Below are 19,502 nucleotides of genomic sequence, written 5' to 3'. Positions count from 1 at the left end.
AAGGAAAATCATGAACAAATACCTAAATCAGTTAGTCGAGCTGTGCGAACACGACAAAGAACTAGACAGCTTCAAGCCAAAAATCGAAGCAGCCCAAGCAAGACTAAATTCGAAAGTTAATCAAATCGACAAAGCCAAAAACGAAATCGATGTGCTAAACGGTGAAATCGAGGAGCTAAGTGAGCAAATTTCACTCACAAACGCTCAAATTGCAGAGCTAAACGCTAAATCAAAAAGTAGCGCGAAAAAATCAGCCTCACTAAAAACAGAAAAAGAGATCAAAGCCCTTAGCGTCGAGGTCGATATCACAAAAGAGCAGTTAAGTGCTGCAAACGAGCAAATTGATAGATTAGAAAAACATGTCGAAACCAAAAAAGCCCTAATCGCTGATTTAGAGACGCAAAAAAGCGCATTTGAAGCTGAGCTTGAAGAGATCAAAGCAGAGGTTAGCACCCAAATGGGCGAGGTCGAGGAAAGCAGATCAAAAATTTATTCAGTTCGCGAAAAACTAATCAAATCAATGGATCCAAAAACCGTATCTTTCTACGAAAAAATCCGCAAATGGGCTAGTAACACAGCTGTCGTTCCAGTGCGCAAACAAGCCTGCTATGGCTGTTTCATGCGATTAAACGACAGAGTTTATAGCGCAGTTATCAAAAGCGACGATATCGTAACCTGCCCGTATTGTGGCAGAATTTTATACAAAGAAGCAGAGTGATTTATACACTTTTTTCTTTTCTTATCTGGCTACTTGCACTGCCATTTTTGGCGGTGCTAGCCCTCAAAAAAAAATATCACAAAAGCCTTCCTGCTAGGTTTTTGCTATTTAAAAATCCGAAATTCAACCCCTGCGATGTGCATTTTCACGCTTGCAGTCTTGGCGAGGTAAATGCGCTTAAAAACCTAATCTCAAATTTTGAAAATATCGCCCTTACCACGACCACAGACACGGGCTTTGCAGCAGCGAAACAAATCACGCAAAACTCGCGCTTTTTGCCATTTGAAAACCTGCTTCCATTTTGGTTAGAAAAGGCCAAGGTTACCGTGATTTTCGAGGCGGAGCTGTGGCTAAATTTGGTGCGAAGCGCGAAAAAAAACGGCTCTTTTGTCGTGCTTTTAAACGCCAGAATTTCAGATAAAAGCTACAAAAACTATCTGCGATTTAAATTTTACTACAATAAAATTTTTGAAAATATTGATTTGGTCTTAGCCCAAAGCGAGCGTGACAAAGCCCGTCTTAGCGAGCTTGGCGCAAAAAACATAATCGTAGCTGGAAATATCAAAAGCGCAAATTCTAGCTCTCCAAGCAAAATTTTGCCAAAATTTCAAAACCGCACCACTATCACGATTGCTAGCACGCACGAGGGCGAAGAAGAGCTGATTTTAGCTGGGTTAAAAAATTTCGCGCAAAATAACAAAAATTTCAAATTTATCCTTGCCCCACGCCACCCAGCGCGCTTCGAACACTGCGCCAAAATCGCGAAAATTTGGGCAGATGAGCTAAATTTGAGTTTTGAGAAATTTAGCGAAAACAAAAATTTCAAAAGCGATTTTATTTTGCTTGATACAATCGGCGAATTGATAAATTTCTACGCCATTAGCGATATTGTAATCCTTGGTGGCAGTTTCGTGCCAAATATCGGCGGACACAATCCAATCGAGCCTGCAAGCTTTGGCGCTAAAATCATCAGCGGCAGGTATTTTCACAACCAAAACGCGCTGTATAATCTAGTAAAAAATATCAAAATTTGCGAAGCTAGCGAGCTTGGTGACGCGCTAAAAAACCCGCCCCAAAAGAGCGAAATTTTGCAAATTTGCGATTTAGGGCGCATTATAAAAATCATAAAGGACGAAATCAATGCAAGAAAAAGCCTATAAACTTCTAGCAATCCAAGAAAAAATTTCAAACAACGAAGCCAAGGCACTAATAGACGCTGGGCTTGTGAGCGCGCACGGCAAAAAGCTTAGCGTAGCGCGCGAAATGATGAGCGAAAAAACCATTTTTAGCGTCGCAAAAATGGAAAAACCAAAGCTGATTTACGAGGACGAAAACATCATCGCCGTGGATAAACCTGCGTTTTTGGAGTGCGAAAATTTAGAAAAAATTTATCACGCAACTCTCTTAAATCGCCTTGATAAGGGGACAAGTGGCGTGATAATGCTAGCGAAGAACGAAGAATTTCGCCAAAAAGCGATAAACGAATTTAAAGCCATGCGCGTAAAAAAAACATATCTCGCGCTCGTAAATGGCATAGTCAGCGAAGAGATCAAAATCACCGACCCAATCCTCACAATCAAGGGCAAATCCGGCGCGATTTCGAAAATTTCGCCAAACGGCAAAGAGGCGATTACAAATGTTTTTCCGCTCATGGTAAGCGGTAAAAAATCCTTTGTCAAAATCACAATCGAAACTGGTCGCACGCACCAAATCAGGGTGCATTTAGCCAGCCTCGCTCACGGCATAATCGGCGATGAAAAATACGCCAAAAGCAAATCAAAGCGTATGTTTTTGCACTCATACCAAACCGAAATTTTAGGGCTTAAATTTATCGCCCCATTAAAGGGCGAATTTAACGAATTTGGCTTTGATATACCAAAAAATATGCAATATTAACAGCTATTTAAGTTAAATTTTGGTAATATCGTAGGTTTAATAATTTTATAAGGGAACGATAGTGTTTGAGATAATCAGTGAATCATTTAAAAATGCGGTTAATAAGCTAAAAACAATCGATGATGAAAAAGCGCTCAAAAATGCGCTTGACACCCTCAAAAAGGCACTTTTGAAGGCAGATGTTCATCACAAAGTAACCAAAGATTTCATAGCATTAGTAGAAGCCGATGTCAAAATCAACGGAATCGGTCAAAAGCAATTTTTAGATTCAATCAAAAACAACCTAACCATGATTTTAACAGCGCCAAAAGGCAGCAATCAGGGCTTTGTTTTTGCTGATACGAACCCTACAATCGTGCTTATGGCAGGTCTTCAAGGTAGCGGTAAATCAACCACGACAGTAAAACTTGCGAATTTCTTAAAACTTAGAAAAAAGAAGGTGCTAATCGCAGCTTGCGACTTGCAACGCCTAGCAGCCGTCGAGCAACTAAAACAACTTTGCGAAGCAAACGAGATTGATTTATTTGCCCTAGATAACGAAACAAACCCTATCAAAGTCGCAAAAGAGGCTCTTGCAAAGGCAAAAGCTGGATTATATGATGTGCTTTTAGTCGATACTGCTGGACGCCTCGCAATCGACGAAGCGCTAATGGAGCAAATTTCAAATATCAAAAAAGAGATTAACCCGCATGAAATTTTCTATGTCGCTGATGCGATGAGCGGTCAAGACGGCGTAAAAACAGCGGCTAAATTTAACGAAGTGCTTGAAATCAGCGGTGTGATTTTGAGCAAATTTGACGCCGATACAAAAGGCGGAATCGCCCTTGGAATCGCACATCAGTTAGGAATTCCACTTAGATTTATCGGAACAGGTGAAAAGGTCGCTGATTTAGAGGGTTTCATACCAGATCGTATCACTAGCCGTATCATGGGAGAGGGCGATTTAGCGACATTGGTCGAAAAAACAGCGGCTGTTTTCGACGAAAAAGAGGCAAAAAAATTAAACAAAAAAATCAAAAAAGGCGAATTTAATTTCAACGACTTTATTTCGCAGCTAGAAAGTGTCAAAAAGCTAGGAAATATGAAAAATTTAATCGGTATGATTCCTGGACTTTCTGGCATGGCAAACAAAATCCAAGATATCGACTTGGAAAATTCAAAAGAGATTAGACATATCAAGGCTATGATTGATTCTATGACACCAAAAGAGCGCGAAAATCCAGATTTATTGAACAATTCTCGCAAACGCAGACTTGCCCAAGGCGCAGGTTTGTCGCAAGTCGAGGTCAATAGATTTTTGAAACAATTCACAAACGCGGCAAAACTTGCTAAAAAATTCTCGTCAAAAGGCGGTATGCAAGGGCTAGCCTCGATTGTGCAAAAACCGAGATAATTCTCGGTTTTAGAGCTTATCAATGCCCAAATTTTGGGTATTTACAAGTTCTAAAACTTTAAAAATTTCAAGGAGAAAAAATGGCAACAGTTGTTAGACTAACAAGATTAGGTAGAAAGAAAAAACCTTTTTATCGTATAGTTGTAACAGATAGCAGAAAAAGACGCGACGGCGGTTTTATCGAGACTATCGGTTATTATAACCCTCTAAAAGACGAAAACAATGTCAAAGTAGATAGCGAAAGACTAGCTTATTGGAAAAGCGTAGGTGCTAAACTAAGCGATAGAGTTGCTCAAATCACAAGCAAATAATCATGGTTGAAAACTTTATAAAAGAATACGCAAAGCTAATCGTAGATCACCCAGACTCGATTTCTACCGAGCTAAAATCTGGCGATAATTTCACAGAGATTATCATCTACGCTGATAAGGCCGATACTGGCAAACTTATCGGCAAAGACGGCAAAATGATTAACGCCATAAAAACGGTCATCATGGGCTATAAGGCCAAGGATCCGAGTAACTACAAAATCACGGTTAAAGCCAAAGATGCCTGAAAACCTGCTCGAAGTCGCTAAGCTCGGCAAAACAGTCGGCCTAAAAGGCGCATTGCGACTTCACGATAAAAGCGATTTCCCAAAACAATTTAAAAAAGGTGCCAAATTTTACTTACAAGATGGCACCGTTTTGGAAATTTCTGCATTTTTACAATCAAATTCCACTGTGAAATTCGTAGGTTTTGAAAGCATTGAACTAGCCCAAAATTTAGTAAATAAAACCCTTTATCAAACTATCGAAAACACCAGAAAAAATTGCCCGCTAAAAAAAGGCGAATTTTTCTATTTTGATATTTTGGGGCTTAGCGTTTGCGAAGATGGCGAAATTTTGGGCGAAGTAAGCGACATAATGGAGAGTGGCAGCGCGTATCTTTTCGAGGTAAAAACAGCGAGTGAGCTTGTAAATTTAGGGCTTGCTAGCACATTTTTTGTGCCATATCTAGATAATTTTGTAGTTCAAATTTCACTTGATGAGCGCAAAATTTTAACCAAAAACGCTAAGGCGATTTTAGAAAATTCATGAAATTTACCTTCGTAAGCCTTTTTCCAAATTTAATCCAGCCATATTTTGGCGACTCGATTTTAAAACGAGCCGTTGATAAGGGCATTATCGAGCTAAATTTTTTAAATCCCAGAGAATTTACTACCAACAAATACAAAAAGGTCGATGATTATATGATAGGCGGAGGCGCAGGCCTTTTAATCGGCACCGAACCCCTAGCAAGGACGCTTGATGAGTTTAAAAAAACTTCCCCAAACGCAAAAATCATCTACCTAACCCCAGTCGGTAAAAAATTTACCCAAAACGACGCGAAACGCCTAGCTGGGCAGAGTGAAATTTGCTTTATTTGTGGCAGATACGAAGGAATCGACGAGCGCATAATCGAAGAGTATGTCAGCGAGGTTTTTTGTATAGGGGATTTTGTCTTAACTGGTGGCGAGCTTGGCGCACTGTGTATGAGCGACGCTATAAGCCGAAATTTAGCCGGTGTTTTGGGAAATACTGCCTCGCTTGATGAAGAGAGCTTCGAAGATGGGCTTTTAGAGGCGCCCTCTTTCACAAAACCTGATATTTTTAAAAATTTATCTATAATTTCAGAGTTTTTAAAGGGTAATCACGCTAAAATGCACAGTTTAAAAAATCAAATGGCGCTAATGAAAACTAGGTACTTTCGGGTGGATATGTACCGAAAAATCGCCAAAAAATAAAGGACATTTTATGAAAAACAAGTATATTCAAGCATTTGAAGATGCTCAAATTGCAAACAAAGTTGTGCCTGATTTTCGTGCTGGCGATACACTAAAAGTCGCTATCAGAATCAAAGAAGGCGACAAAAGCCGTGTTCAAAATTTCGAGGGCGTATGTATCGCTAGACGCGGCGAAGGCGTAAGCGAGACATTTATCATTCGCAAAATCGGTGCTAACAGCGTTGGCGTAGAGAGAATTTTCCCAATTTACAGCGAAAGTATCGAAAATATCGAAGTATTACGCCGTGGTCGTGTCCGCAGATCAAAACTATTTTATCTACGCAACAGACAAGGCAAAGCTGCTAAAATTAAAGAACTTAGAAAATAATTTTAGCCCAAAATTCAGCGCGAATTTGCGCAAAATAGGATTTTATCTCGCTAATGAGATAAAATCTATCATTATTTTATTTTCGTTTAAAAACAATGTATAAAATCACGAAATTTAAATTTTACATAGCTTATTTTTTTAATAAATTTTGTAAAATTTCAATAAAATTTTCAAGAGTGATGAATTATGATATATCTAGGCATTGATGTTGGTTCCACGACCGTAAAAACAGTAATTTTAAATGAAAATAATGAAATTTTAGAAAAAACTTACCAAAGACATTTAGCCAAACCAAAAGAGCTAGTTTTACAGCGAATTTTAGAAATCCAAAAAAAATATCCAAACGAAAATTTCAGCCTTTCCATAGCAGGTTCAGCCGGTATGGGTATCGCCAAAAACTGCGAAATTCCCTTTGTCCAAGAGGTTTATGCCACTTCGCTAGGAGTTAGGCAGATGTTTCCTAAAACCGATATCGTCATCGAACTAGGTGGCGAGGACGCGAAAATTATCTTTCTCACAGGCGGGGTTGAGGAGCGTATGAACGGCTCGTGCGCGGGCGGAACTGGCGCATTTATCGATCAGATGACAAATTTGCTAAATTTAGATATCGCAGAACTAGACAGATTAAGCTTTAACGCGAGCAAAATTTACCCTATCGCCTCTCGGTGCGGGGTTTTTGCCAAAAGCGATATTCAGCCTCTTTTAAATCAAGGCGTGCGCAAAGAAGACATAAGTGCGAGCATTTACGCAGCCGTAGTCGAGCAAACAATCGCCGGACTTGCCCAAGGGCGCGAGGTTAAGGGCAATATTTTGTTTCTAGGCGGACCGCTATTTTTCTTAAAAGGTTTGCAAAAACGCTTCAAAGAGGCGCTAAATTTAAACGACGAAAACGCCACCTTTCCTGATATCGGGCCGTTTTTCGTGGCGTATGGTTCAGCAATTTATGCCAAAAAAACAGGCACTGCGCTAAATTTAGACAAAATCATAGAACTTTTGCAAAAAAGCCCAAACAAAGAGCTTTTAGAATCAGAGGAGCCTCTGTTTAGCTCACAAGCCGAATTTGACGAATTTATTGCTCGCCACGAAAAAGCGAGCGTCCCCAAAGCCGACATCGCCTCATACTCTGGGAGCGCGTATTTGGGCGTGGATTGCGGCAGCACGACGATTAAGGTCGTTTTAATCGGCGAAAATTACGAGCTTTTATACAAATTTTACTCATCAAACAAGGGCGATCCGATAAATATCTTGCAAGAAAAACTAGCCGAAATTTACGCCCTTTGTGGTTCTCGCATAAAAATCAAAAGCTCAGGCGTTACAGGATATGGCGAGGAGCTAATCAAAACCGCTTTTGGCTTTGATTACGGCATAGTTGAGACCATCGCGCATTACAGCGCGGCGCGCCACTTCAACCCCAAGGTCGATTTCATCATAGATATCGGCGGACAAGATATCAAATGCTTTTCGATAAAAGACGGCAATATCGATTCTATCGTGCTAAATGAGGCGTGCAGCTCAGGGTGCGGGTCATTTTTGCAAACATTTTCGAATTCACTAGGTCATGAAATCAAAAATTTCGCCAAAATGGGGCTTTTCGCCTCGCACCCAGCCAAGCTTGGTAGCCGTTGCACGGTCTTTATGAACTCTTCTGTCAAACAGGCCCAAAAAGACGGCGCGAGTGTGGAAGATATCAGCGCAGGACTTGCAATTAGCGTGATTAAAAACGCGATTTACAAGGTAATTCGTGTGCGAAATTCTGACGATTTGGGACAAAATATCGTGGTTCAGGGCGGGACATTTTTAAACAATGCCGTGCTAAGAGCCTTTGAAAAAGAGCTTGGCAAAAATGTCATCAGGCTCGATATTAGCGAGCTTATGGGCGCGTATGGGGCTGCGCTTTTTGCGCGCGATAATGCGCCAGAGAGCTCAAATTTAATCACGAGCGAAAAACTAGCACTTTTCACGCATAAAAGCGAATTTGATACCTGCAAGCTTTGCACAAACAAATGCCCGCTTACAATCACGCATTTTGAAAATTCGAAATTTATCACCGGAAATAAATGCGAAAGAGGCGCAGGTAAGGCTATCAGAAACGATATTACGAATTTATTCGAGTTTAAAAACGAGCTTTTGAAAAAATACAAAAAGCTCCCAAAAGAGGGCGCGCCAAAGGTCGGAATTCCGCTTGTTTTGAATATGTATGAGATGATTCCGTTTTGGAGTGCGTTTTTTGAAAATTTAGGCATGAGCGTCGCACTATCGCGCAAACCGCGCAAAGAGACGCTGTTTTTAGCCAACCAAAGCATACCAAGCGACACAGTCTGCTACCCAGCCAAAAGCGTGCATGGCCATATTTACGACTTGCTAGCGCAAAATGTCGATTTTATATTTTATCCGTGCATGAGCTACAACCTAGACGAAAATATCAGCGAAAACTGCTACAACTGCCCTGTGGTGGCATACTACCCAGAGCTAATCAAGGCAAATGTCAGCGCGCTGGACGAGCGGGCGTTTTTGTATCCGCACCTAGATTTAAATTCGCCTGAATTTTTTGCCAAAACTATGCGAAAAGAGCTAGCAAATTTAGGGTTTAAATTTAAGCTTGATGTCATCAAAAATGCCGTATTTCAGGGCAAAAAAGAGCTAGAAAACTACAAAAACACGGTTTTAATCAAAGGCGAAGAAACGCTAAATTTAATCCGCGAGCAAAATTTGAGCGCAATCGTGCTTGCTGGCAGACCTTATCATATCGACAAAAGCGTAAATCACGGGATTGATCGCTACTTAAATTCTCTCGGATTTATCGTGCTAAGCGAGGATAGCCTGCCACTAATGCAGGTTCAAACCAAATCACTAAATCAATGGACATACCACGCCAGGCTGTATAGCGCGGCTAGATTTATCTGCAAATATCCTAAAATGCAACTCGTGCAACTCGTAAGCTTTGGGTGCGGGATAGACGCGATTACAGGCGATGAAGTGCGCGATCTATTGCGCGCAAATGGCAAAATTTACACTCAGCTTAAAATCGACGAAGTTACAAATCTAGGGGCTGTTAAAATCCGCCTACGCTCGCTAAAAGCGACAATGTTAGAGCGCGAAAAAGCTCAATTTATACAAAAAGGCTAATGATGTTTGCGAAATTTACAAAAGATATGAAAAGCACTCACACGATTTTAATCCCTACGATGATCGATCCGCATTTTCGCTTTATGAAAAGCGTTTTGGCTGATGAGGGGTATAAAAGCGTGCTTTTACGGGACAACCGCGCAAACATCGTCGAGGAGGGCTTGCGAAATGTCCATAACGATATGTGCTACCCTGCCCTGCTCGTAATCGGGCAGTTTATCGACGCGCTAAAAAGTGGCGAATTTGACACGCACAAGGTCGCACTTCTGATAAGCCAAACAGGTGGCGGGTGCAGGGCGAGCAACTATATAAATTTGCTTCGCAAAGCCCTAAACGAGAGCGGTTTTGGCTATGTGCCGGTGATCTCGCTAAATTTTGGCTCGCTAGATGAAAATGGATTTGCGCTGAGCAAAATGGCGCTAATCAAGCTGTTTGTGGCGATTTTTTACGGCGATTTGATGATGAATTTATACAATCAGTGCAAACCATACGAAAAAATTCCCAATCAAACGAACGAAATTTACGAAAAAATGGTCGAATTTATCGCAAATTTGACAAATCAAAAGTCATTTTTCAAACTAAATAAAAATTTTAGCCATATCTTGCAAAATTTCGCCAAAATAGAGCGTTCTGGCGAGCCAAAAATCAGGGTTGGTATCGTGGGTGAAATCTATCTGAAATACTCCCCTATCGGCAACAACGGCCTAAACGCCTACCTCATCAAAGAAAACGCCGAACCCGTAAATACCGGGCTAATGGATTTCGTGCTGACTTGCATTTATGATGCTGTGTATGACAAAAAGCTCTATGGCAAGGGTGGCGCAGCGTATTGGGGTAGCCTTGGGGTTGCAAAAATTTTAGAATTTTGCCAAAAAAAATTAATTCGCGCTATGAAAAAACACGGATTTCGTCCGCCAACGCCATTTAAAGAGGTGCGCGCAGCCGCCGAGGGATATATCAGCCACGGCGTGAAAATGGGCGAAGGGTGGCTACTCACAGCCGAAATGGTCGAGTTTATGAAGCAAGGCGTGCAAAATGTCGTCTGCGCCCAGCCATTTGGCTGTCTGCCAAATCACATCATCGCGCGCGGTATGATACGCAAAATCAAGCAAAACTACCCAGACGCCAACATCGCCGCGATCGACTACGACCCGGGCGCAAGTGCGGTAAATCAGGAAAACCGCATAAAATTAATGCTTTCAAATGCAAATAGGGAATTTTAAAATTTAAAATTTCGTGAGAATTTGGCTAAATTTAACAGCCAAATTTGGCTAAATTTCAATGAATTTAGCCAAATTTCATCTATCTTGTTCTGCGTTTTATATCTCTGTGTGCGCTTCTATGGCGTTCGCCGTTGTCATTATCAAAGCTCCTAGCCTCGCGTTCGCGCCTTTTGATTTCTTTGTAACGAGAGCTTGCTTTGATAACTTCTGCTTCCCTTCTAGCCCGACGCAAGGTCATTTCGCGCTCGCCGTTGTTAGCATGAATTTTGCGAATTTCGCGCTCGTGGCGGATTGATTTATTACTTAGGCGGTGAGCGTGCGGGTGCGAAGAGATGACTGGGCGAGTGTGCGGGCGAGTATTTATATGGCCGTGGCGATTGTCCTTGATCACGACTGGGCGTCTATCTACCACGACAGGACGCCTATCCACGATAACTGGGCGTCTATCATAAATCACAGGGCGACGGCGATATCCTCTGTCATAGTAATAATCGCTCTCGTAATACCCCCTATAATACGGGCTTCCACTATCATACACCACGCTACCTGAGGCTCTCGTATGCGCACAGCCTGTGAAAAACAGACCGACAATCGCGCCAAGAATTGCGAATTTTAAAATTTTCATTTTGTATCTCCTTTATGAAATCGGAGCGAATTTTACATTTGCGTGATTAAATTTTTTGTTTATGAAATTTAAATTTGAAAGCTAGGGCGAAATTTGATAAATTTTAAAATTTCGCCCCAAATTTGGCTAAATTTAGCCATTATAACCCAAGCGCCTCATATTTGCGCAAGCGTTTTTGTATCCGTGGTAGCAAGTTACGCGGTAAAGATCGATTGCATTAAATGTGTTTTGTTGCACGCCTTGTCCGCGCTCGAACATCTCAGCTAATTTCATGCAAGCTGGGAAGTTTTGAGTGCCTACGCACGCCATATTATAGGCATTTGCAGCTGAGCCGAAATCGCCTTTGGCATACATTGATTCAGCGAAACTAAAACACAAAGCGCCATTTCCGCTTCTGCAAGCGTCGCTTTGGACGATATTGCCCTCGATTTTGGCCGGGCGGATTCCGTCTTGGATCTCGTTATAGCTGTATTTTCCAGCCTTTGGCGCGCTTACTGCGCTTTTTGGTGCATTGCTGACACAACCTGCTAAAAATAATCCTGCAATCATCACAGCGATTAAATTTTTCATAAGCTATCCTTATCTGCCTAAGATATAGTAAGTGTCTTTGTTCGGCACTTTTTCTAGGGCTATGTTAAATTTATCAGACCATACCTTTATCATATCTACAACAGCCTCTTTGCGCTCTTTTGTAGCGGCCTCGTTTTTGATTTTAAAATACGGATTTGTATTTGACATAGCGATGTAAGCATCATAAATTTTAAGCTTATCGTTTAGTGTAACGATATGCTCCAACTCTGTGTCTGTGAAATCACATTTTGACAAAATACCGCGAAGTTGCGCTATCACCGCCTCGCTTGAAGTATAACCTAATGCTAGAAGAATTCCCTCTTCACTCATATTAATCCTTTCTAATGAAATTTATTGTTTGTTTGCTTGCGAAATTAAAACGCCCTCGATTAGCTTTTTTATATCGCCATCAAGTATCGCATCAGTCTGGCTAAACGCCTCGCCTGAACGGTTGTCCTTGACCTGCTGATACGGGAAAAGCACATAAGAGCGAATCTGATGTCCCCAGCCAATATCACTTTTTTCGATACTATCGCTTGCTTCTCGTTTTTTCATAAGTTCAAGCTCGTAAAGTCGCGATTTTAGCACCTTCATTGCCGTTTCTTTATTTTTGTGTTGGCTTCTATCGTTTTGACAATTCACCACAATCCCAGTGGCTAAGTGAGTTATGCGAACAGCGCTTTCTGTTTTGTTGATGTGTTGCCCACCTGCCCCACTAGCGCGAAAAACATCGATTTTAATGTCCTTATCCTCGATATTTATCTCAATATCATCGTTTAGCTCAGGGCTTACCATGACGCTTGAAAAGCTCGTGTGCCTACGCCCTGCACTATCAAATGGGCTGGTTCGCACTAGGCGGTGGATTCCGTTTTCGGCCTTTAAATACCCATAGGCGTTTTCACCGCGCACGATAAAGCTTACATCTTTAATCCCCGCTTCATCGCCCTCTTGGAAATCCAAAACCTCTACCTTAAAGCCCTCTCTCTCGCAAAACCTACTATACATACGATACAGCATGCCCGCCCAGTCGCAACTCTCTGTCCCACCAGCTCCTGGGTGGATAGTGATAATCGCGTTTTTGTCATCGTCATCGCCACCGAGCATCATCGCTAACTCTAAATTTGAAATTTCCTCTTCTAGCTCACCTGCGCCCTCGAAAAGGTCGTTTATCGTATCATCATCATTTTCGCTAAGGGCTAATTCGTAAATTTCACGCGCATCATCAAGCGCAGAATTTGCCTTTTTAAATTTAGCTAGCACTGAGCTAATTTTGGTCTTTTCGCGTCCGATTTGAGTTGCTAGCTTCACATCGCTCCAAAATTTCTCGTCCGCTTCGATTTTTGAAATTTCCTCTAAGCGCGCGCTAATTTCATCTGGTTTGATAATCGAGCTAATATTATTGATTTTTATGTCAAGGTTTTTCAAAAGTTCGCTATATTCGTAATTATCCAAGTTTTGCCTTTAAATTTTTTGCGAGATTATAACAGCTTAAAGCTTTTAACCCTTTTAACCCAGAGTTAAATTTTAATTTTTTTGAGTTATAATCGCCCTTTAAATTTCAAAATTTGGAAGTAAATATGCAAATTATTCGAACAGTAGAAGAGTTACGAGCATTTCGTGCCAATGCCTGTGGTAATGTGGGTTTCGTCCCTACAATGGGGGCTTTGCACGCTGGACACATAAGCCTAATCAAACAAGCCAGAAACGAAAACGACATCGTAATCGTATCGACCTTTGTTAATCCTACACAATTTTTACCGGGTGAGGATTACGAAAAATATCCAAAAAACGAAGAAGCAGATATTAAAATTTGCGAAAATTTAGATATCAACGCTATGTTTATCCCAGAAGTTAGCGAAATTTACACCGATAATGAACCAACAATCATAGCGGTGCGCCCGACATCTGAAATCTTAGAGGGCAAAACCCGACCAGGGCACTTTGACGGCGTGTGTATGGTGCTGAATAAATTTTTCAATATCGTTCGCCCAAACAATGTCTATATGGGCAAAAAGGACGCTCAACAGCTCTTTATCGTGCAAAATATGGTAAAAAGCTTTTTAATGGATATTAATATCGTGCCATGCGAAATCGTCAGAGAGAGCGACGGGCTGGCTCTAAGCTCGCGCAATGCGTATTTAGACGAAGAGGAAAAAATGCTAGCGCTTAAAATTTCGCGCTCTCTCTTAAACGCTAGCAATCTAATCGCCAAAGGCGAGATTAACACAAGCATTTTAAAGGATAAAATGCTTTCGATTTTAGAGCCATTAGAGGTCGATTATATCGCGTTTGTAAATAGAAATTTCGAAATTTTAGACCAAATCGAGCCTAAAAACACCATTATCCTTGTCGCCGCAAAAGTTGGCAAAACCCGCCTAATCGATAATATTTGGTTGTAAAAATGCCAAAACTTTATTTAGTCTCACTTGGGTGCAATAAAAATCTCGTCGATAGCGAGATTATGCTTGGTAGGTTGCAAAACTACGAAATTACGGACAATCCAGCCGATGCCGATGTTATGATAGTAAATACCTGCGGATTTATCGCGTCTGCAAAGCAAGAAAGTATCCGAACCATACTCGAACTCGCAGAATTTAAGAAAAAAAACGGCGTTTTAGTAGTAACTGGCTGTTTGATGGAGCGTTATAAAGACGAGCTTATGCGTGAGCTTCCCGAAGTCGATATTTTCAGCGGTGTCGGGGATTACGATAAAATAGATGAGATGATTTTAAAAAAACAAAATCTATTTTCGCCTAGCACTTACTTGCAAACCACGCAAAAAAGGGTAATTACTGGCTCAAATTTTCACGCTTACATTAAAATCGCCGAAGGGTGCAACCAAAAATGCAGTTTTTGCGCGATTCCTAGCTTTAAAGGGCGTTTGAAAAGTCGCAGTTTAGATGACATCGAAGCCGAAGTCAGGGATTTGGTTGCACAGGGATTTTATGATTTTAGCTTTATCGCGCAAGATACGAGCAGCTATGGGCGAGATAGGGGCGAAAAAGACGGGCTAATCGCACTTATAAATCGCATTGAAAAGATTGAGGGCGTGAAATTTGCGCGAATTCTTTATCTTTATCCGACCACAACAAGCGAAAATTTGATTAAAACTATCATAAATTCAAGCGTTTTTGTGAATTATTTCGATATGCCAATCCAGCACATAAATGACGAAATGTTAAAAATTATGAAGCGTGGAAATGCTAAAAATGAAATTTTAAATTTGCTAAATTTAATGCGTTTGGCGCCAAATTCGTTTTTGCGAACCGGCGTGATAATCGGACACCCGGGCGAGAGTGAAGCTGAATTTAACGAGCTTTGCGAGTTTTTAAGCGAGTTTAAATTTGATAGAATTTCAGCCTTTGCCTACTCCAAAGAAGAAGACACGGCAAGTTGCGAAATGGAGCAAATTCCAACTCGCGTTATCACAAAACGGCTAAATAAAATCGAAAAAATCGTGGATAAAGCGATTTTGGCAAGTTTCTCTGGGCTTGTAGGCACTACGCAAAGCGTGGAAATCACTGGCATTAGCTCAGAGGGCGAGTTTTTTTACGGCGCAAAACTAGCTCTTTGGGACAAAGACATCGACGGCGAGATTTTAATCAACGAAAGCGAGATTGAAAATCTGCAAATCGGACAGCTATATGAGTGCGAGATTAGCGAATTCATCGGCGGAAAACTCATAGGGAAAATTACAAAACAAGCTAAATAAAAATGCAAATTTTAAATATAGACCATGAGATTTTGGATTTTTTGCGTGGTAGAAAAAATTTGTTAGCTTTTTCGCATGGAAGCGACAGCACGGCGCTTTTTTATACGCTTTTAAATTTGGGCGTTAAATTTGATTGTGCTTTGATAAATTATAAAACCCGCGAAAATAGCGATTTAGAAGAAATTTCTGCAAAAGAGCTTTGCGATAAATTTGGCGTTAAAATTTATATCAAAACTGCTCCGCTAAATTTAGAAAATTCAGGCGATTTCGAAAATACTGCGCGCAAAATTCGCTACGATTTTTTTGATGAAATCTGCGCTAAATTCGGACACGACACACTTATCACAGCGCACCAATTAAACGATAAATTTGAGTGGTTTTTAATGCAACTTGGACGAGGCGCAGGTCTAGCAAATCTGCTTGGCTTTGAAAAAATCGAAAATCGCACAAATTACGCTATCGTGCGACCATTTTATAATGTCAGCAAAACGCAAATTTTAGAGTTTTTAAGCGAAAATAAAATCAAATTTTTTAACGATATTTCAAACAAAAATACTAAATTTGCAAGGAACGCCGTAAGGGCTGAATTTAGCGATAAATTCGTAGAAAAATACGCTTTAAATTTAGCCAAAAGTTTTGAGTTTTTATCGCTCGACAAAGCAAATTTAATGGGCGAATTTGTATATCAAAAAGATAAATTTTTTGTGCTTGAAAATTCGCAAAAAAGCCTAAATTTAATCGATAAAGCGTGTAAAATTTTAGGCGTCGTTCTTAGCCAAAATCAACGAAAAGAAATCCAAAAAACAGACTGCGTCCTTTCGGGTAAAATTTGCGTTTGCAAAAACGAAAAATTCTACTTCGTCGCCCCATTTGAGAAAACAAAAATGGATAAAAAATTCAAAGAAAAATGCCGAATTTTAAAAATTCCGCCACTAATTCGCCCCTATATTTTCGCTAGAAGCGAAATTTTAGCAGAGTGCGAAGGGCTAATTTCTGGCCTCGACCATAGCGATTTTGTTGATAAAATCGGCGAAATTTAGGTTGATAAGATTTGTTTTGATATGGATTCGTGTAAAAATCACATAGCCGATCTCATTGCTGAGCGTGCCGTCTGAGTAAATGAAAACATTTGTCAAAAACTCGCTGTTTTTTGACTGGTAAAAATTGTCGATTTGGAAATTTAAAATCTCATAAAACAACTCATCGCTATCGCTCATCATGCCCTTCATCTCGTCATCTATGAGAATCATATCGGCATAAAGAGCGCGTTTTTTGTTTGCCACCAAAAACGCCACGCGGTCGTTAAATTTAAGCACAAACATCGCGACACTATCGATTTCATGCTGATTTTTGTATAAAAAATAAAGCACCTTAAAAAGGCTTTCATAAGAGTTGAAGCTCGCGCCGAATTTCTCGTCGCTCCCCGTTGTCGCACTGCGCGGGAATTCCACGGTAAAATCGCTATCGACGCTTTGATAAAAGCACTCGTCAGTCCTTTTAGGCTCGCTAGAAAAAATCACCCTTTGCGCTGGATCGTCGATTAGTATATTTGCGTGCAAACTTTTGGCAATCCCTTGCCTAAATTCCGCCATTTGCGCCGCAAAATCAGTTGCACTATCGACGCTAAATTTGAGCGTCTTTTCATCTACGATTTTTTTACTAAATCCAAGTTTTCTAAAAACAAATTCGCACTCGCTATCATTTTGCGCCACGCTTAGAAAAGATTTAGCCTTGAAAAGTCCCATTTTTTCTCCTAAAAAATGCTAATTATACCAAAAATCGTTTATGCAAAACTAAAAATCGAAATTTTTATCTTTTTCGGCCTGAGCAAAAAGCAAATTTGCTATTTTCTCTTTCGCCTCTTCTAGCCCCAATCCAGCGATATCTAGTGGCTCGCTTAGGCTGTAATTTATGCGCGAAAAGGGCTTTGGCAAGACCATTTTATCCCAGCTTCTAAACTCCCAAAAACGGCTCGCTTCGTAATTTAGCGCGTAAATTTTGAGATTTTTTTTCTGCGCGATCGTGACAGCTCCGTCTGCGACGCTGTGTCTTGGACCTCTGGGACCATCTGGGGTGATGATGACATCTACGCCGTTTTTGATTTCGCTAAATGCGTTCATCAGCGCCCTAACTGCGCCTTTGGAGCTCGATCCTCTAATCGCGCCAATACCAAAATGCGAAATCACTCTCGTGATAATCTCGCCGTCTTTGTGGTCCGAGATGATGACCTTTACCTTTCTTTTTTCGCCATAATACCGTTTCCAGTAGCGAAGATAGGCAAAAGGCATCATTGCAAGTCTGCCGTGCCAAAACACCACCACGCAAGTTTCATCTGATAATTTTGTATCGCTAAATTTAACCCTACAAGTAAGATAAATCAAGCGTATCAAAAAAGTCCCAATATATTCTACACAAAAAAAGATAATGCGTTTTTTAAAGGGTAACTTTTCCATAAAGTGCCATTCTAGCGGCTTTTTCGATTTTTACATTTAGTGTGCGCCCAAGCAGTTCCTCGCTACCATTTACGCAAACCAAAAAATTCGAAAAACTTCTGCCAGCTACTTGATTGTTTTCGCGCAGTTCCTCGAAATACACCTCGTGCCCTCTACCTACCTGCGCGCTCATAATCTCATCTAAAATTTCATTATGCAGACCCTGCAAATAGCTAAGGCGCGCACTTGCGACTTTATCGTCGATTAGCACTAAATTCTGCGCTGGCGTGTGCGGACGCGGACTAAATTTAAAGCTAAAAACCTGCTCGAATTTCACCTGTTTTAGCACATCAATCGTATCGGCGAAATCCGCCTCGCTCTCCGTCGGATAAGCCACGATGATATCGGTGCTAATGCTCACATCTGGGCATAAATCTCGCAGTTTTAGCGCGCGATCAAGGAACCACTCCTTGCTATATCCACGCCTCATATCGCGCAAAACCTTAGTCGAACCGCTTTGTAGTGGCATGTGCATGGATTTGCAAATTTTAGAATTTGAGCTAAAAACTTCTAAAAATTTATCGTCCATGTGAAGCGGGTGCGGGCTAGTAAAGCGAATCCGCTCAATCCCCTCAATCTCGCTTAGCCTTACTAAAAGGTCGCTAAAATCGATTTTTTCGTGCGCATTGGAAAATCTTTTGCCATAGTTATTGACATTTTGACCGAGCAAAAATATCTCTTTTGCCCCACGCTGGGCACTTCTGCGCGCCTCATCAAGTATGATTTTTGCTGGGATTGAGAGCTCGTCGCCTCTGGTTTGTGGCACGATACAATACGAACATTTTTTGTCGCAACCAATCATAATATTTATGTATGATTTGTAAGGACTGCCCCGAAATTCGCCAAAGGCAAACTCGCTCTCATCGTAGTTTATATCGGTGCTAATAAATTTTGGCGTTTGCACAGCTTGCGAGATTTTCGATACATTTCGTGCGCCTAGGACGAAATCCACGAACGGAGCGCGCCTGAAAATTTCAGCGCCCAAGTGGCTAGCAGTGCAGCCACAAACTCCGATTTTTGAGCCAGCCTTGCGAACTTTGTCAAATGCGCCAATCTCGCTAAAAAGCTTATGCACGGGCTTTTCACGCACAGAGCAGGTGTTTATAAGGATTAAATCAGCAATGTTAATATCGTTTGTGAGTTCGTAATTTTGGTTTTTTAGTTCGGCGATGATGTGCTCGCTATCACGCACATTCATCGCACAACCGAGGGTTTGTATGTAGAGAAATTTTTTCAAACTATATGCACCTCATACATATATTCGTTTTCATTTAGACCATAATACACGCTTCTTTGATAGACCGAAAATCCCTTTTTTTCGAAAAATTCTATCAACGCAATGATATCTTTATGCGAATTTTCTCTATCTAAATAGAAAATTTTTTGACCACTTTTTGCGATTTGAGCTTCCAAATCTTCGACTTTTGCACTCTTTGGCTTCGCTTCTAGGCTAGTTCTAGCGAGTTTTACTTGCATTGCTTCATCCTTTCGTATTTCAAATTTTAAACTGATGAGTTTAGCAAAATTAATATAATAATTCGTTTAAATAAAAATAAAGTCTAAATTTAATATAATACCGAACTCGAAAATTTTAAAAATCCCAAAATTTAGCAGT

22 protein-coding genes are annotated in these 19,502 nt (G+C 40.7%); 14 read left to right on the top strand and 8 right to left on the bottom strand.

Annotation, left to right across the window (positions count from 1 at the left end; all coding sequences use genetic code 11):
• Positions 1-10: 10 nt before the first annotated feature.
• From PF027_RS01755 to PF027_RS01705, 11 genes are all read left to right on the top strand, one after another.
• Positions 11-718 (top strand): zinc ribbon domain-containing protein, encoded by a 708-nt coding sequence (locus PF027_RS01755; RefSeq protein WP_270868753.1) that lies wholly within the window; start codon positions 11-13, stop codon positions 716-718.
• Positions 715-1,878, top strand: a complete 1,164-nt coding sequence (gene waaA, locus PF027_RS01750) for a lipid IV(A) 3-deoxy-D-manno-octulosonic acid transferase (RefSeq protein WP_270870972.1) — start codon at positions 715-717, stop codon at positions 1,876-1,878. Before PF027_RS01755 ends, waaA begins: the two co-directional genes overlap by 4 nt.
• A complete protein-coding gene (locus PF027_RS01745) occupies positions 1,859-2,614 on the top strand; it encodes an RluA family pseudouridine synthase (RefSeq protein ID WP_270862033.1) in 756 nt (251 codons plus the stop codon). Before waaA ends, PF027_RS01745 begins: the two co-directional genes overlap by 20 nt.
• A gap of 61 nt (positions 2,615-2,675) precedes the next feature.
• Positions 2,676-4,007 carry a signal recognition particle protein gene (gene ffh, locus PF027_RS01740; RefSeq protein WP_270865094.1) on the top strand — a complete coding sequence of 444 codons (1,332 nt, stop codon included), beginning with the start codon at positions 2,676-2,678 and terminating at the stop codon, positions 4,005-4,007.
• 80 nt (positions 4,008-4,087) lie between these two features.
• Positions 4,088-4,318, top strand: a complete 231-nt coding sequence (gene rpsP / locus PF027_RS01735; RefSeq protein ID WP_270858252.1) for a 30S ribosomal protein S16 — start codon at positions 4,088-4,090, stop codon at positions 4,316-4,318.
• A gap of 2 nt (positions 4,319-4,320) precedes the next feature.
• A complete protein-coding gene (locus tag PF027_RS01730) occupies positions 4,321-4,563 on the top strand; it encodes a KH domain-containing protein (protein WP_270858253.1) in 243 nt (80 codons plus the stop codon).
• Positions 4,556-5,086: a ribosome maturation factor RimM gene (rimM, locus tag PF027_RS01725; RefSeq protein WP_270858254.1), complete on the top strand. Its 531-nt coding sequence runs from the start codon at positions 4,556-4,558 to the stop codon at positions 5,084-5,086. Before PF027_RS01730 ends, rimM begins: the two co-directional genes overlap by 8 nt.
• Positions 5,083-5,772 carry a tRNA (guanosine(37)-N1)-methyltransferase TrmD gene (gene trmD / locus PF027_RS01720; RefSeq protein ID WP_270865974.1) on the top strand — a complete coding sequence of 230 codons (690 nt, stop codon included), beginning with the start codon at positions 5,083-5,085 and terminating at the stop codon, positions 5,770-5,772. Before rimM ends, trmD begins: the two co-directional genes overlap by 4 nt.
• A gap of 10 nt (positions 5,773-5,782) precedes the next feature.
• Positions 5,783-6,139: a 50S ribosomal protein L19 gene (rplS, locus tag PF027_RS01715; RefSeq protein WP_270858256.1), complete on the top strand. Its 357-nt coding sequence runs from the start codon at positions 5,783-5,785 to the stop codon at positions 6,137-6,139.
• A gap of 186 nt (positions 6,140-6,325) precedes the next feature.
• Entirely contained in the window at positions 6,326-9,265 is a 2,940-nt protein-coding gene (locus tag PF027_RS01710) for an acyl-CoA dehydratase activase (RefSeq protein WP_270865973.1), read from the top strand.
• Positions 9,266-9,267: 2 nt separating this feature from the next.
• Positions 9,268-10,488: a 2-hydroxyacyl-CoA dehydratase gene (locus tag PF027_RS01705; RefSeq protein WP_270865972.1), complete on the top strand. Its 1,221-nt coding sequence runs from the start codon at positions 9,268-9,270 to the stop codon at positions 10,486-10,488.
• Positions 10,489-10,567: 79 nt separating this feature from the next.
• Here the strand turns inward: PF027_RS01705 and PF027_RS01700 are convergent, their stop codons facing one another.
• From PF027_RS01700 to prfB, 4 genes are all read right to left on the bottom strand, one after another.
• Positions 10,568-11,113: a hypothetical protein gene (locus PF027_RS01700; RefSeq protein WP_270865090.1), complete on the bottom strand. Its 546-nt coding sequence runs from the start codon at positions 11,111-11,113 to the stop codon at positions 10,568-10,570.
• Between the two features lie 132 nt (positions 11,114-11,245).
• Entirely contained in the window at positions 11,246-11,683 is a 438-nt protein-coding gene (locus tag PF027_RS01695) for a hypothetical protein (RefSeq protein WP_270865089.1), read from the bottom strand.
• Between the two features lie 9 nt (positions 11,684-11,692).
• Positions 11,693-12,013, bottom strand: coding sequence for a type II secretion system protein (locus PF027_RS01690; protein WP_270865088.1), 321 nt, complete (start codon positions 12,011-12,013; stop codon positions 11,693-11,695).
• Between the two features lie 21 nt (positions 12,014-12,034).
• Complete coding sequence (gene prfB, locus PF027_RS01685; RefSeq protein ID WP_270868762.1) at positions 12,035-13,135, bottom strand: peptide chain release factor 2; 1,101 nt, start codon at positions 13,133-13,135, stop codon at positions 12,035-12,037.
• A gap of 125 nt (positions 13,136-13,260) precedes the next feature.
• On the opposite strand from prfB, the gene panC reads away from it, so the two are divergent.
• The 3 genes from panC to tilS are packed head-to-tail and all read left to right on the top strand — an operon-like array spanning position 13,261 to position 16,435.
• On the top strand, positions 13,261-14,082 hold the full coding sequence (gene panC, locus PF027_RS01680) for a pantoate--beta-alanine ligase (protein WP_270877301.1): 822 nt from the start codon (positions 13,261-13,263) through the stop codon (positions 14,080-14,082).
• A 2-nt stretch (positions 14,083-14,084) separates the two neighbouring features.
• Entirely contained in the window at positions 14,085-15,395 is a 1,311-nt protein-coding gene (rimO, locus tag PF027_RS01675) for a 30S ribosomal protein S12 methylthiotransferase RimO (protein WP_270877300.1), read from the top strand.
• Positions 15,396-15,397: 2 nt separating this feature from the next.
• Complete coding sequence (tilS, locus tag PF027_RS01670; RefSeq protein ID WP_270872218.1) at positions 15,398-16,435, top strand: tRNA lysidine(34) synthetase TilS; 1,038 nt, start codon at positions 15,398-15,400, stop codon at positions 16,433-16,435.
• On the opposite strand, the gene PF027_RS01665 is transcribed toward tilS, so the two are convergent.
• The 4 genes from PF027_RS01665 to PF027_RS01650 are packed head-to-tail and all read right to left on the bottom strand — an operon-like array spanning position 16,382 to position 19,363.
• On the bottom strand, positions 16,382-17,140 hold the full coding sequence (locus tag PF027_RS01665; RefSeq protein ID WP_270865083.1) for a hypothetical protein: 759 nt from the start codon (positions 17,138-17,140) through the stop codon (positions 16,382-16,384). The two genes, tilS and PF027_RS01665, sit on opposite strands and share 54 nt — an antisense overlap.
• A gap of 48 nt (positions 17,141-17,188) precedes the next feature.
• Positions 17,189-17,848, bottom strand: coding sequence for a lysophospholipid acyltransferase family protein (locus PF027_RS01660; protein WP_270870960.1), 660 nt, complete (start codon positions 17,846-17,848; stop codon positions 17,189-17,191).
• Entirely contained in the window at positions 17,829-19,085 is a 1,257-nt protein-coding gene (gene miaB, locus PF027_RS01655; protein WP_270877384.1) for a tRNA (N6-isopentenyl adenosine(37)-C2)-methylthiotransferase MiaB, read from the bottom strand. Before miaB ends, PF027_RS01660 begins: the two co-directional genes overlap by 20 nt.
• A gap of 35 nt (positions 19,086-19,120) precedes the next feature.
• Positions 19,121-19,363, bottom strand: coding sequence for an HP0268 family nuclease (locus PF027_RS01650; RefSeq protein WP_270858271.1), 243 nt, complete (start codon positions 19,361-19,363; stop codon positions 19,121-19,123).
• Positions 19,364-19,502 lie beyond the last annotated feature (139 nt).

Source organism: Campylobacter sp. VBCF_01 NA2 (assembly GCF_027797205.1).
Lineage (GTDB): Bacteria > Campylobacterota > Campylobacteria > Campylobacterales > Campylobacteraceae > Campylobacter_B.
Note: the sequence above shows the minus strand (reverse complement) of the source record. Positions and strands in the feature narration are given on the sequence as shown.

Bases quoted from the DNA above. Each gene is read 5' to 3' on its own strand.
- PF027_RS01755 (WP_270868753.1), top strand. From the start codon at position 11: ATGAACAAATACCTAAATCAGTTAGTCGAGCTGTGCGAACACGACAAA.
- PF027_RS01745 (WP_270862033.1), top strand. From the start codon at position 1,859: ATGCAAGAAAAAGCCTATAAACTTCTAGCAATCCAAGAAAAAATTTCA.
- rpsP (WP_270858252.1), top strand. From the start codon at position 4,088: ATGGCAACAGTTGTTAGACTAACAAGATTAGGTAGAAAGAAAAAACCT.
- PF027_RS01730 (WP_270858253.1), top strand. From the start codon at position 4,321: ATGGTTGAAAACTTTATAAAAGAATACGCAAAGCTAATCGTAGATCAC.
- rimM (WP_270858254.1), top strand. From the start codon at position 4,556: ATGCCTGAAAACCTGCTCGAAGTCGCTAAGCTCGGCAAAACAGTCGGC.
- trmD (WP_270865974.1), top strand. From the start codon at position 5,083: ATGAAATTTACCTTCGTAAGCCTTTTTCCAAATTTAATCCAGCCATAT.
- rplS (WP_270858256.1), top strand. From the start codon at position 5,783: ATGAAAAACAAGTATATTCAAGCATTTGAAGATGCTCAAATTGCAAAC.
- PF027_RS01710 (WP_270865973.1), top strand. From the start codon at position 6,326: ATGATATATCTAGGCATTGATGTTGGTTCCACGACCGTAAAAACAGTA.
- PF027_RS01705 (WP_270865972.1), top strand. From the start codon at position 9,268: ATGTTTGCGAAATTTACAAAAGATATGAAAAGCACTCACACGATTTTA.
- PF027_RS01700 (WP_270865090.1), bottom strand. From the start codon at position 11,113: ATGAAAATTTTAAAATTCGCAATTCTTGGCGCGATTGTCGGTCTGTTT.
- PF027_RS01695 (WP_270865089.1), bottom strand. From the start codon at position 11,683: ATGAAAAATTTAATCGCTGTGATGATTGCAGGATTATTTTTAGCAGGT.
- PF027_RS01690 (WP_270865088.1), bottom strand. From the start codon at position 12,013: ATGAGTGAAGAGGGAATTCTTCTAGCATTAGGTTATACTTCAAGCGAG.
- panC (WP_270877301.1), top strand. From the start codon at position 13,261: ATGCAAATTATTCGAACAGTAGAAGAGTTACGAGCATTTCGTGCCAAT.
- rimO (WP_270877300.1), top strand. From the start codon at position 14,085: ATGCCAAAACTTTATTTAGTCTCACTTGGGTGCAATAAAAATCTCGTC.
- tilS (WP_270872218.1), top strand. From the start codon at position 15,398: ATGCAAATTTTAAATATAGACCATGAGATTTTGGATTTTTTGCGTGGT.
- PF027_RS01665 (WP_270865083.1), bottom strand. From the start codon at position 17,140: ATGGGACTTTTCAAGGCTAAATCTTTTCTAAGCGTGGCGCAAAATGAT.
- PF027_RS01660 (WP_270870960.1), bottom strand. From the start codon at position 17,848: ATGGAAAAGTTACCCTTTAAAAAACGCATTATCTTTTTTTGTGTAGAA.
- miaB (WP_270877384.1), bottom strand. From the start codon at position 19,085: ATGAATGTGCGTGATAGCGAGCACATCATCGCCGAACTAAAAAACCAA.
- PF027_RS01650 (WP_270858271.1), bottom strand. From the start codon at position 19,363: ATGCAAGTAAAACTCGCTAGAACTAGCCTAGAAGCGAAGCCAAAGAGT.